The following is a 12,713-nucleotide window of genomic DNA, read 5'->3' on the forward strand; positions in this document are numbered from 1 at the left end:
TGAATATTAATTTTAAGTAACCGCAATATAGTTACCGGAAGCCTATAGTCAAGCTGAATTAGTTAGAAATTATCCTTTAAATCCCTTAATTTTGAAAAGGATTTTAGGTCATTAGCTCTTAAAAAAATATTACAATCAATTTCATCTTGTAAGGTTGATGGAATAGTAGGCAAATTATTATTTCTTTGTTGTTTTATAAATTCTATTTTCTTTAACAAAGAAGAGTTTTCAGAATCATGTTCCAAGCAGAATTTTGAATTATTTAAAGTATATTCATGGCCACAATAGATTTTTGTTTCTTTAGGTAAAGATTTTAATTTATTTAAAGAGTTATACATTTGCTCATATGTACCCTCAAAAATTCTACCACATCCAAGTGAGAAGAGAGTATCTCCAGTGAATAGTAAGTTTTCTTCAAAAAAATAAAAACAAATATGTCCTGTTGTGTGTCCAGGAATATGAATAATTTTAGCTTTAAAATTTCCGCTATTCCAAATTTCATTATCTTTTAACAAGATATCAATCTCTGGTATCCTTTTTGCATCTCCATTAAATCCTAAAACAACAGATCCAAATTTTTTTTTTAATTCAGTATTACCCCCAACATGATCATAATGATGATGAGTATTTAAGATATATTTTAATTTAATATTTTTATCGTTTAAGTAATTGATTATTGGTTTAGCTTCACTTGGATCAACAACACATGCTTCCTGTTTGTCATTATCAATAATTAAATAACTATAATTATCTTGTAGGCAGGGTATAATTTCAACTTTCATTTATTTTTCTATTAAAAATATTCCAAGATCAGCAAATAAATTTTTAGTTCCTAAATTACTATTTGTTATATTTGAAGTGTTGTTACTATTTAAAGCTAAAGTTTTTATCATTTTAATTTCTTTAAATTTTATAAAATTTACAAAATCTTTAATTGTGCACATATGTAAATTAGGTGTACTGTGCCATTGTTCTGGCAAAGATTTTGTTATTGGCATTGTACCTTTAAATAATAGATGCAATCTAACTTGCCAATTACCAAAATTTGGTATCGTTACAATTGCTTTTTTTCCAACTCTTAAAAGTTCATCTAAAACAATTTCAGGGCTTAAAAATGCTTGGAGTGTTTGACTCAATACTACATAGTCAAACGATTTATCAGGAAATTGTTTTAAGTCTTTCTCTGCGTTACCTTCTATTACAGTTAATCCTTTTGCAATACATTCTTGTACTTTTTCCTTAGAAATCTCTAGTCCTCTTACATTTATATTTTTATGTTCTTTTAAAAATTGCATCAAAGTTCCATCTGCACAACCTACATCTAGAACTTTTTTATTATCTTCAATTAAATCTGATATTACTTTAAATTCATTTTTCATTGTTTAACTCTGCATAAGATTTGTCTAAGAAATTCTTCAGTGCGTTTAAAAAATCAGGAACATCTAATAAAAAAGAGTCGTGACCTTTATCAGATACAATTTCTACGAAACCAACATCTGCTCCAATAGAATTTAAAGCTATAACAATATCTTTATTTTCTTGGGTTGGATAAAGCCAATCAGAAGTAAAAGAAATAACAAAAAATTTAGCTTTTGTATTTTTAAATGCATCAGACAAATTTCCATTAAATTGTTTAACTAAATCAAAATAATCCATAGCCCTAGTTATGTAGAGGTAACTGTTTGCATCAAATCTATCTACAAACACAGATCCTTGGTATCTCAAATAACTCTCAATTTGAAAATCTGCATCAAAACCAAATTTCAAATCTTCTCTTTCTTGCAATTTTCTCCCAAACTTTTCCTGCAAACCTTTTTTTGAGAGATAAGTTATATGAGCTGCCATTCTTGCAACAGCAAGCCCTTTACCTGGGTTGGTGTTATTAGCTTCATAATTTCCATCTTTCCAATCGCTGTCAGCAGTGATTGCTTGTCTTCCTAGTTCATTAAAAGCAATATTTTGTGCTGAATGACTTGAGGTTGTAGCAATGGGTATAACAGTTTTAGCTTTATCAGGAAAGTTGGTGATAAATTGAAGAACCTGCATGCCTCCCATGGAACCTCCGGTAATTGCAAATAGTTGATCAATTCCAAAGTGTTCAAGTAAATTATATTGTGCATTCACTATGTCATTAATTGTAATAACTGGAAAATCAGTTCCAAAAGTTTTCTGTGTTTCAGGATCTTTATGGCCTGGTCCATAAGATCCCATACATCCACCAATTACATTTGAACAAATAACAAAATATTTATTGGTATCTATTGCTTTGTTTGGACCTACAGCAAAACTCCACCAACCATCTTTTTTAGTAACAGGATTTAAACCAGTTACAAATTGATCTCCAGTTAGTGCATGAAATACTAATATAGCGTTGTCTTTATTCTCATTTAAAGACCCATAAGTTTCGAATGCAATTGGAAAATTGTTTATAGTTTTACCGCAATCTAATTTAAGAGGTTTTTTTATAATTAATGTCTTAATATTTTTTTCTGTATTCATTTTAAAGCCTTTAGATGAATTGTGAGAAAAAAAACTATTTTAGCGGTTTTTTTTAAGCGCTCGCAATTCAGTTAAATCAGCGCGTAAATTTTGTACAAGAACTTGTAATTTATGTCAATTTTTTAAAATAAGATCATATTCTCTATAAATATTTGTTTTTTTATCTATAAAGAGCTCATAAAAATAAAAAAAATGAGCACACCTAAATTTAAAAAATTTAACATAGAAGCTTATAAGCCTGGCAAATCTAAAATTAACAAAGTTAAAAAGGTCATTAAATTATCAGCTAACGAGTCTGCTCTAGGGATGAGCCCATTAGCAAAAAAAGCAATATCTCAAAAAAATTTAGTATTAGATAAATATCCAGATGGAAAATCTACTAATCTTAAAATGGCAATATCCAAAGCGTACAAATGTAATTTTGATAAGATCATATGTGGAGCAGGCTCTGACGAGGTAATTCAAATGTTATGTCAATTATATCTACATTCAAAGGATGAAGTGATTGTTCCTCAATATAGTTTTTTAATGTACAGGATTTATGCAAAAATTGTTGGTGCAAAAGTTGTATTTGCAAAAGAAAATAATTTTAAAGTTTCAATTGAAGAAATATTGAAAAAAGTATCTAAGAAAACCAAAATAGTCTTTATTGCAAATCCAAACAATCCAACAGGAACATATTTAACTAAAAAAGAGATATTAGAACTTAGAAGAAAGTTGAATAAAAATATTTTATTAGTAATTGATGACGCGTACTCAGAATATATGAAAAATGATGATTACAGCTCTGGTTTAGAATTATTTAAAAATAAAGACAACGTGTTTATATTACGAACATTTTCTAAAATGTTTGGTTTGGCCTCATTAAGAATTGGCTGGGGATATGGATCGAAAAAGATAATTAGAGCGTTAAATGTTATTAAACCACCTTTTAATGTAAATGGTTTGGCTCAAGTTGCGGCCGCAGAGTCTTTGAAGGATAAGCAATTCATTCAAAAGTCAATTAGACATAATTTAAATTATGCAACTAGACTAAAAAAATTTCTCGAAAAATATAATATTTTTTCAAATGCTGTATCGGCAAATTTTTTACTATTAAATTTTGATGACTGTAAATATTCAGCAAATTTTCTTTACCAAAAATTAAAAAATAAAGGAATTATATTAAGATCTACTGAAGATGGTTATCATATTAAAAACAAATTGAGATTAACTATTGGCTCATCTAGAGAAAATTTAATATTCATGAATGCAGTAAGAAAGATTTTTAATTAAATGAAAAATATTTTAATCATAGGTTGTGGTTTACTTGGATCTTCAGTTTTAAGATCTATACATAAAAATAAATTAGCAGATAAGATATACATTTATGAAAAGTCAAAAAAGAATGTATCAAAAATCGAAAATCTTAAACTACCTGGAAAGGTAGTAAGCTCATTAAAAGAAGCTGTAACAAAATCTAATTTTATTATTTTTTGTACACCCATGAGTGAATACAAAAATATAATTATGAAAATAAATAATTATATTTTACCCAACACATTAATTACTGATGTTGGTTCTTCAAAAATCGAATCATCAAAAATAATAAAAAAATTTTTAAAAAAAGGAATTGCATGGACTTCCAGTCATCCAATTGCTGGTTCTGAGGTAAGTGGACCACAGCACGGAAAGAGCAATATGTTTGAGGATAGATGGTGTATTTTAATTAAAGAAAAAAATACAATTAAAAAAAATTTAAATTTTCTAAAAAAATTTTGGGAGAAAATTGGATCAAAAGTAACAATTATGTCACCTGAAAAACATGATAAAATTTTTTCAATAACTAGTCATTTGCCTCACTTAATTGCATATAATTTAGTTAAGTCAGCTCAGGATTTTGAGAAAAAACAAAGCTATGATTTAATTAAATACAGCGCAGGAGGACTAAGAGATTTTTCAAGAATAGCAGCTTCTAATGAAATTATGTGGCGAGATATTTTTTTTAACAACAATAAAAATATTTCAAATGCTATTGATTTGTTTATTAAAAATTTGAAATCATTTAAATCTGATATTAATTCAAAAAATAATAAATCGATTATTAACAAGCTTATTCAAACTAAAAAAGTCAGATCAAAAATTATTAAACTTAAACAAGATATTAATAAGCCAGATTTTGGAAGAAGCTAAATTTTAATTTTAGCTATTTTTTTAACTTTAAGTTTTGCAGTTTTTTCAATTCTTTTAATTGTTTTAAGTATAGGCATAATCAATACTTTTTTTTCAGGTCCATATGCATGTATTAATTGCTTGGGATTTAAACACATTGCTACATGTCCTTTCCAAAAAATGATATCTCCTTTTTGATAATTTCTTTTTATTTTTCCTTTTAAATATTTAATTTGATCCTTCGTATCTCGAGGAAAAAACTTGTTATTATAATAGTAAAATATTTGTAATAAGGCAGAGCAATCTATTCCTCTATAACTTTTTCCACCCCAGATATATTTTATATTCAAAAATTTTTTAAAAATTTTAATGAAGCTTTTTTCTTTATAATTTATATTTTTTATATCTCTTTTTTTGATCCACTTATTTTTATCAATTCTGGCATAATTTTTATTAGTTTCTTTAACCGACAACTTTGATCCAAGAGACAGGAAAATATTTGTTTTTAAATTTGGTTTTTTATAGATATTTGCTTTTAAGCTACTTACTTTATAATTAGCTTTAAATTCTTTTGAATAATCTTTATTTTGAATATAACCAGTATAATTGTCAAAATTAGATTTTATTTTTATCCAATTTTTATTTTTAGATAAAATTTTAAATTTTTCTCCATACAATATTTGTGAAGTTACTTCTGAAAATTTAGAAGGTTTTTTATAAATATTAGAAAAACTACCTATAAAACAAAATTTATTTTGCACCAATTTTAATTTTATTTTTTATCATCCATAAACATATTAATGAAGGAATTACCATAATAGTTGTTAAGACAAAAAATGTTCCCCAATCTCCGTTTAACCAATCTACCAAAGCTCCTGATGATGATGCTAAAGTTGTCCTTCCAGCAGTTCCTATAGAAGCAAGTAATGCGTATTGTGTTGCTGTATATGTTCGATCAACCAGTAAAGATATAAAGGCTACAAATGCAACAGTGGCAAAAGCTGCAGTAATATCGTCAGCAATAACTGCTATTGCAAATAATAGTTCAGATTTACCAGTCCATGCTAATACAGCAAATAACAGATTTGTGATCGCCATTAATCCTCCAGCAAAGAACATAGTTTTTATAGTTCCAGCCCTCATGGCCATTACCCCACCAATTAAAGTAAATACGACAGTTGTGATCCAACCCAGGCCTTTCGAATAGATTGCTATTTGTCCTTTTGAGAAGCCTATTTCTTTATAAAATACAATCGACATTCTACCCATGAACGCTTCTCCAATTTTAAATAAAAAGACAAATCCTAAAATTCCTGCAGCTATGGCAAAACCATTTTTTTTAAAAAAGCTAATAATGGGCCCACCAATTGTTCCAGTTATATAGGCAACAAAAGTTGTAATGATATTGCTAGATCCTAGTTTACCTTTAATTAGATTGTCAGTTTCTTTTTGTTTTGATTGTCTGTCAGTTTCTATTGGTTCATGAACAAACATTAGGGCGATATTCATTAAAATAATTAGAACACCTAAAATTAAAAAAGTTGCTTGCCAGTAATCTTGGATACCAATATTTTCAAAGAACTCTGCAGTAAATAAAGCAACTACACCACCTAATTTGTAACCTGTCCACCAACCAACTACAGCCATAGCAGCACCAGCTGCCATTGATTTTCCCTCATTTTCGTTAATTTGTTCAATTCTTAATGCATCTACCGTTATGTCTTGAGTTGCTGATGCTATAGCAATGATTAATCCAACTGTAATTATCAATGCTAAATTTTCTGTAGGATTTATAATACTCCAAACTAGTAAACTTAATAGAATTACTAATTGCATTAAAACAATCCATCCTCTTCGGTGACCTAATTTTTTAGTTAGGAAAGGAATTTGAATTCTATCTATAATTGGTGCCCAAAGATAATTAAAAGCATAAACTCCAAAAATAAGTCCTGCCCATCCGATAGTAGATCTACTTAATCCTTCTTCTTTTAACCAAAGACTTAAACTACTAGCAATCAATACCCATGGAAATCCACTGATTGCACCAAGTAATAAAATTCTTAGCATTCGGATATCTTTGTAAACTGAGATGGATTCTAACCAAGATGTTTTTTTTATTTCAGACATAATTAATTTTTCCAAAATGATGGTAAAAACAATACTAATATCGCAAACAGCTCAAGTCTACCTAAAATCATACCAACTGTTAAAATCCACTTAGAAAGATCTGGTAATGAAGAAAAATCTCCATTTGGACCAATTATTGGACCAAGACCAGGTCCAACATTTGAAATAGATGTAGCGGCACCTGAGATAGCAGTAATAAAATCTAAACCAGTTAAGGATAATAATGTAGTAAGAATAAAAAATATTACGATATAAAAATAAATAAATGAAATAATTGAAGCTATAAACTTTTCATCAACTGAACTTTGATCATACTTAATTACAAATACTCCTTTAGGATAAATTATTTTTTTTAATTGGTTTAGAATAAATAGATAAAGAATTTGAATTCTAAATATTTTTACACCACAAGCTGTAGATCCTGCACATCCACCTATAAACATTAGCGCAAGAAATAAAGTTATAGGAAAACTACCCCATCTATCAAATTCTGCGTTTACATAACCAGTACCACTCAGGATTGATATAGTATTAAAAAATATTGATCTTAAATTAAAGTTTTCGTGGTTAGAAAATAATAGATAAATAGATAAAATAATAACAGTGAATATTATTATTTTTAAAAAAGTTTTGATTTGAATATCATTTAAAAAAATTTTTTTGTTTCCACTTATAAATTTAATGTAAGCAATAAAAGGAATACTTCCTAATATAATAAAAAACATTGACGAAATTTCAATTGGTAAACTATTAAAGTATCCAATGGACTCATTGTAGTTAGAAAAGCCCCCAGTAGCAATTGTAGTCATTGAGTGGGTTAAGCTGTCAAATTTACCCATACCAAATATCCAATAAGTGATTGCACAAACTCCTGTTAATCCTGAGTAAATATAAATAAGTCTAAGTGCTATTTCTTTTGACTTAGGGAGTATTTTTTCTGAAGAGTCATTACTTGAAATTTTAAATAATTGCATACCTCCAACATTCATTATTGGCATTAAAGTAATCGCCATTACAATTATTCCAATTCCACCTAGCCATTGTAAAATAGCTCTCCATAAAAGAAGACTTTTTGGGGCATTCTCTAAATCTGAGATTATAGTAGATCCAGTTGTAGTAATTCCTGACATACTTTCAAAAAAGGAGTCTGTAATTGAAAGCTCAATACTAGAGAATACAAACGGTAAAGACCCAAATATTGCAATACTAATCCAAGATAAGGCGGTTAATAAAAAAGCTTGTTGTAGATTAAGTTTTTTATCATGATCTAAATTAGATAAAAAAAACAAAGTTCCAAAAATTATAGTTACAATAGATGAACCAAAGAAAGATGAGTCTATCTCAGAGTAAAAGAATTGTACTATAATTGGGATGAACATTGATACACCCAATATTATTTGCAAAATTCCCAGTGTAAAAAAAACAGTTTTGTAATTAGACATTTTGAAAGAACAATATTTTATGGTAAATAAATTTCAACTCTATAAGAATTAATATAATCACTAGTTTAAGGTTAAAAAGAGCAATTCATGATTAAAAAAGATGTCCTAGAAAAGACAAGTGCTTGGCCTTTTGTTGAAGCTAAAAAAATGCTTCGTGAAAGAAAAGCTTTTATTGAAAAAAAAGGTAAGATTACTCTCCAAACTGGATATGGTCCAAGTGGATTACCTCACATAGGAACTTTTGGAGAAGTTGCACGAACTTCAATGATGGTAAATGCACTTAATCAACTCACAGATTTACCAACAGAAATTATTACATTTTCAGATGACATGGATGGCTTAAGAAAAGTTCCAGATAATGTTCCTAACCAAGAATTGTTGCAACAAAACCTTCACAAACCTTTAACGCAAGTACCTGATCCTTTTCAAAAATTTAATAGTTTTGGAGAACATAATAATGAAATGCTGAAGGATTTTTTAAACAGTTTTAATTTTAAATATAATTTTAAAAGTTCCACATCTTTGTACAAGGCAGGATTTTTTAATCCAACTTTGAAAATCATTTTAGAAAATTATGAAGGAATAATGAATATTATTTTACCAACACTTGGGAAAGAAAGACAAAAAACATACAGTCCTTTTTTACCAGTATGTCCTGATACTGGTCATGTTTTGGAAATACCTGTAATAGAAATTGATCAGTCTAATTCTAAAATAATATTCGATAATAAAGGTAAAAAATTAGAGAGTAGTATTTTAGACGGGAATTGTAAATTACAGTGGAAAGTAGATTGGGCAATGAGATGGTTTGCTTTAGATATTGATTTTGAAATGTATGGTAAGGATTTGATTGAAAGTGCAATTTTATCTACAAAAATCATTAATTTATTGGGTAAAAAGAATCCATCAGGGTTTGCATATGAACTTTTTCTAGATGAAAAGGGTGAGAAAATTTCTAAATCTAAAGGTAATGGAATAACTATTGATCAATGGTTGAAGTATGCTTCACCAGAAAGTTTATCTCTATATATGTATCAAAATCCAAAAAGAGCTAAAAAACTTTATAAAGAAATAGTTCCAAAAGCAGTAGATGAATATTTGGATAACATTGAAAAATCTAAAAAACAGACTGAGCAGCAATTAGTAATGAATCCAGTGTGGCATGTCCACAATGGCAGCATTCCAAAAGAAGATATGATTATGAGTTTTTCAATGTTATTGAACTTAGTAGAAACAAGTAATGCAGATAGTAAAGATTTGTTATGGAAATTTGTAAAAAAATACAAACCAAATATTCAAGAAACTAACTTTCCAATTTTTGATGCATTAGTAGGCTACGCAATTAAATATTTTAATGATGTAATTAAGTCTCAAAAAAAATACAAAAAACCTTCTGAAGATGAAAAAAAAGCTCTTGAGGCTTTAATTTCAACTTTAGAAAAATGCAATGATCAGATGCCACCAGAGGAAATCCAAACTTTGATTTATTCTACTGGAAAAGAAAATGGTTATGCTGAAAATTTAAGAGATTGGTTTAAACTTATTTATGAGGTGGTTTTTGGTGATGAAAATGGTCCAAGAATGGGATTTTTTATAAGTTTTTTTGGTGTTAATGAAACAAAAGACCTTATAATGAGTAAACTCAAATAATGTATTCAAATTTAAGATCTTTAATTTTTAAATTAGATCCAGAAAAAGCCCATACTCTAGCAATTCAATCTTTAAAATTTAATTTAGTATCAAATGTATTTGATGAAAATAAAAATGATCCAATTTTCAAAACACAAATATTTGGTAAAGATTTAAGCAATCCAATAGGAATAGCAGCTGGTTTTGACAAAAATGCAGAAGTTTACAATCCTTTGTTTAAATTGGGATTTGGTTTTGTTGAAGTTGGAACTGTTACTCCTTTAAAACAATATGGTAATGAAAAGCCAAGAGTATTTAGATTAGTTGAAGATCAAGCGTTAATTAATAGATTGGGATTCAACAATCAAGGATCTGAAACTATTTTAAATAGAATAAAATCAAATAAAAAAATTGGAATACTTGGAGTAAATGTTGGACCAAATAAAGACTCTGATAATCGATTGAATGATTATTTAATTGGATTAGAAAAATTTTATGAAGTTGCTGACTATATTACAATAAATATTTCTTCTCCTAATACTGAAAATTTAAGAAATTTTCATGATGAAAATAAATTAAATGAATTATTAAAATCAATTAAAGATAAGAAAAATGAATTGAAAACTAATATTCCAATTGCAGTTAAAATTTCTCCAGACATTGATTTAAACCAAATTGAATTAATATCAGAAATCCTTTTAGAAAATGAAATATCTGCAATAATTATTTCAAATACATCAGAAAGTACTAGAGATGATTTAAAAAATATTCAACGTCATCAAAAAGGAGGCTTATCAGGAAAGCCGATTGAACAAAAATCAAATTTACTCATTAATCAATTCTTTAAATTGTTAAATGGTAGAATTAAAATAATTGGGGTAGGAGGTATAGACTCAGGAAAGTCTGCATATGATAAATTTTTGTCAGGGGCAGATTATATTCAGTTATATACCGGAATGGTATTTCAAGGACCTAACATTGCTGCAAACATTAAAAAAGAGCTAAAAGAATTATTTCTTAGAGATGGGGTGAAAAATATTTCAGAAATCGTTGGAAATAAAACTCTTTCTTAATTTTAATAAACTTGACGCCCTTAATATCTCCCCTTATATAGGCACTGAAATTATGTCAAAAAAATGTGAACTAACTGGTAAAATTCCTATGAAAGGTCATAATGTTAGTCATGCTAACAATAAGACTAAAAGAAGATTTTTACCTAATTTAAAAAAAGTAAAATTTACAAGTGAGCTTGCTGGAAGAAGTTTGAAACTAACTGTTAGTAATTCAGGAGTAAGATCAGTTGATAAAAAAGGAAGTTTTGACGAGTTCTTAAAAACTGTAAAAAATAAAAATATTTCACCAAGATTAAAAAAACTTAAAAAAGTTATTTTATTAAAATCACCATATAAAAAAAAGCCAGTAGCTAAATCTGCTTAATGAATAAATTTTTTATCGGCCTATCTTTAATGATGGGTGTGGTTGTTTTATCCTCAAACTATCTTGTTCAATTTCCAATAAATTATTATGGATTAAATGAAATTCTTACTTATGGAGCTTTTAGTTATCCTGTAGCTTTTTTGATAACTGATTTAGCAAATAGATCTTATGGAAAAATAATTGCGAGAAAAATAGTTTATTTTGGTTTTTTTATAGGAATTATTTTTACTCTATTTTTCTCAACAAACTTCGAAGATTTAATCTCTATAAGAATTGCAGTTGGATCTGGAATTGCTTTCCTTACAGCCCAATTGCTAGATATTCAAATATTTGATCGTTTAAGAAAAAAACAGTGGTTTGTCGCCCCTCTAACTTCATCATTAATTGGTTCAACTATTGATACTTTTTTATTTTTCTCAATATCATTTTATGGAACAGGAGTTCCTTGGGTAACCCTATCTTTAGGTGATTTGGGTGTTAAAATACTAGTAGCATTAATAATGTTAATACCATTTAGAATGTTATTAAAAATATTTAAGCCAATTAAAGTTTAATATAAAAATTTATAAGATAAAATTTTATAAGCTAATTTAGCAACAAGAAAATTATAGGAGTTAAATCCTTTAATTGGAGAAAGTTCATTAATATCAGCTCCAACTATATTTGAATTTTTTGCAGCAATTCTAATTATCTCTAGTGTCTCATCCCACAACAATCCTCCTGGTTCAGGTGTTCCAGTTGCTGGCATAATACTTGAATCTAATCCGTCTACATCAAATGTTAAGTAAACAGTCTTATTTTTTATTAATTTTTTAAATTTATTTAAATTCCATTTTTTTTTATCTTTTGCCCAGAAGATATCTATTCTATTTGAATTTTTTTTTAAAAATGGAATTTCACTTTCTGATATATTCCTTATTCCAAAAGAAATTAAAGACACATTTTTATAATCCAAACATCTTCTTATTGCTGATGCATGTGAAAATTTTTCACCATTATAACTTTGACGTAAATCTGCGTGAGCATCAAAATGTAAAAGACAAATATTCTTAAATTTTTTTGTAAAAGGAACAATACATCCTGGCGTGATTGAATGTTCTCCACCAAAAGTCATTGGAAATAGTCTTTTATCTAAAATTTCCCCATTAATTTTAGAAATTTTATTTAATGCTGTTTTAATATTTTTATCTATTTTAAATGGTTTTAATGTCTTGATACCTATTTTTTTGTAAGGTTCACAATTTAGTTCCTCATCATAAAGCTCAACTTGGTGAGAAGCTTTGATAATTTCTTTTGGTCCATTTTTTGTACCACCTCCATAACTTACTGTTTTTTCAAGTCCAAATGGAACAACTATTGCTTTTTCTTTAAAGTTGAATTTATTATCAATTCCTAAAAAACCATGTTTGTTTGATAAATATTTCAATT

General features: G+C 27.7%; 13 protein-coding genes. 6 read left to right on the plus strand and 7 right to left on the minus strand.

All coding sequences use genetic code 11. The features are described 5' to 3' along the window. Positions 1-62 precede the first annotated feature (62 nt). The 3 genes from gloB to metX are packed head-to-tail and all read right to left on the minus strand — an operon-like array spanning position 63 to position 2,499. Positions 63-782: a hydroxyacylglutathione hydrolase gene (gene gloB, locus ACTTBN_RS06215; RefSeq protein WP_440672573.1), complete on the minus strand. Its 720-nt coding sequence runs from the start codon at positions 780-782 to the stop codon at positions 63-65. Next, positions 783-1,379, minus strand: a complete 597-nt coding sequence (metW, locus tag ACTTBN_RS06220; RefSeq protein ID WP_262589873.1) for a methionine biosynthesis protein MetW — start codon at positions 1,377-1,379, stop codon at positions 783-785. Then, positions 1,369-2,499, minus strand: a complete 1,131-nt coding sequence (gene metX / locus ACTTBN_RS06225) for a homoserine O-acetyltransferase MetX (RefSeq protein WP_440681543.1) — start codon at positions 2,497-2,499, stop codon at positions 1,369-1,371. Before metX ends, metW begins: the two co-directional genes overlap by 11 nt. Before the next feature lie 192 nt (positions 2,500-2,691). Between metX and hisC the strand changes: the two genes are divergently transcribed. Both hisC and ACTTBN_RS06235 read left to right on the plus strand, forming a co-directional pair. Then, positions 2,692-3,774 (plus strand): histidinol-phosphate transaminase, encoded by a 1,083-nt coding sequence (hisC, locus tag ACTTBN_RS06230; RefSeq protein WP_440681544.1) that lies wholly within the window; start codon positions 2,692-2,694, stop codon positions 3,772-3,774. Continuing rightward, positions 3,775-4,671, plus strand: a complete 897-nt coding sequence (locus ACTTBN_RS06235) for a prephenate dehydrogenase (RefSeq protein WP_440681545.1) — start codon at positions 3,775-3,777, stop codon at positions 4,669-4,671. On the opposite strand, the gene ACTTBN_RS06240 is transcribed toward ACTTBN_RS06235, so the two are convergent. Genes ACTTBN_RS06240 through ACTTBN_RS06250 form a run of 3 tightly spaced genes read right to left on the minus strand, consistent with a single transcriptional unit; the run spans position 4,668 to position 8,219 of the window. Continuing rightward, a complete protein-coding gene (locus tag ACTTBN_RS06240; RefSeq protein WP_440681546.1) occupies positions 4,668-5,411 on the minus strand; it encodes a C40 family peptidase in 744 nt (247 codons plus the stop codon). The genes ACTTBN_RS06235 and ACTTBN_RS06240 overlap by 4 nt on opposite strands. Continuing rightward, the gene (locus ACTTBN_RS06245) at positions 5,401-6,777 is read right to left on the minus strand and encodes an AmpG family muropeptide MFS transporter (protein ID WP_440681547.1); all 1,377 of its coding nucleotides are present in this window, start codon (positions 6,775-6,777) and stop codon (positions 5,401-5,403) included. Before ACTTBN_RS06245 ends, ACTTBN_RS06240 begins: the two co-directional genes overlap by 11 nt. Positions 6,778-6,779: 2 nt before the next feature. After that, positions 6,780-8,219 carry a TrkH family potassium uptake protein gene (locus ACTTBN_RS06250; RefSeq protein ID WP_440681548.1) on the minus strand — a complete coding sequence of 480 codons (1,440 nt, stop codon included), beginning with the start codon at positions 8,217-8,219 and terminating at the stop codon, positions 6,780-6,782. A gap of 87 nt (positions 8,220-8,306) precedes the next feature. Between ACTTBN_RS06250 and ACTTBN_RS06255 the strand changes: the two genes are divergently transcribed. Genes ACTTBN_RS06255 through ACTTBN_RS06270 form a run of 4 tightly spaced genes read left to right on the plus strand, consistent with a single transcriptional unit; the run spans position 8,307 to position 11,839 of the window. Then, entirely contained in the window at positions 8,307-9,869 is a 1,563-nt protein-coding gene (locus ACTTBN_RS06255; protein WP_440681549.1) for a lysine--tRNA ligase, read from the plus strand. Then, entirely contained in the window at positions 9,869-10,921 is a 1,053-nt protein-coding gene (locus ACTTBN_RS06260) for a quinone-dependent dihydroorotate dehydrogenase (protein WP_440681550.1), read from the plus strand. Before ACTTBN_RS06255 ends, ACTTBN_RS06260 begins: the two co-directional genes overlap by 1 nt. A 52-nt stretch (positions 10,922-10,973) precedes the next feature. After that, entirely contained in the window at positions 10,974-11,285 is a 312-nt protein-coding gene (gene rpmB, locus ACTTBN_RS06265) for a 50S ribosomal protein L28 (protein ID WP_075506505.1), read from the plus strand. Continuing rightward, a complete protein-coding gene (locus ACTTBN_RS06270; RefSeq protein ID WP_440681552.1) occupies positions 11,285-11,839 on the plus strand; it encodes a queuosine precursor transporter in 555 nt (184 codons plus the stop codon). Before rpmB ends, ACTTBN_RS06270 begins: the two co-directional genes overlap by 1 nt. Here ACTTBN_RS06270 and speB read toward each other — a convergent pair. After that, positions 11,836-12,711, minus strand: coding sequence for an agmatinase (speB, locus tag ACTTBN_RS06275; protein WP_440681553.1), 876 nt, complete (start codon positions 12,709-12,711; stop codon positions 11,836-11,838). The two genes, ACTTBN_RS06270 and speB, sit on opposite strands and share 4 nt — an antisense overlap. Positions 12,712-12,713 lie beyond the last annotated feature (2 nt).

It is taken from the genome of Candidatus Pelagibacter sp. HIMB1623 (assembly GCF_052047695.1).
Lineage (GTDB): Bacteria > Pseudomonadota > Alphaproteobacteria > Pelagibacterales > Pelagibacteraceae > Pelagibacter.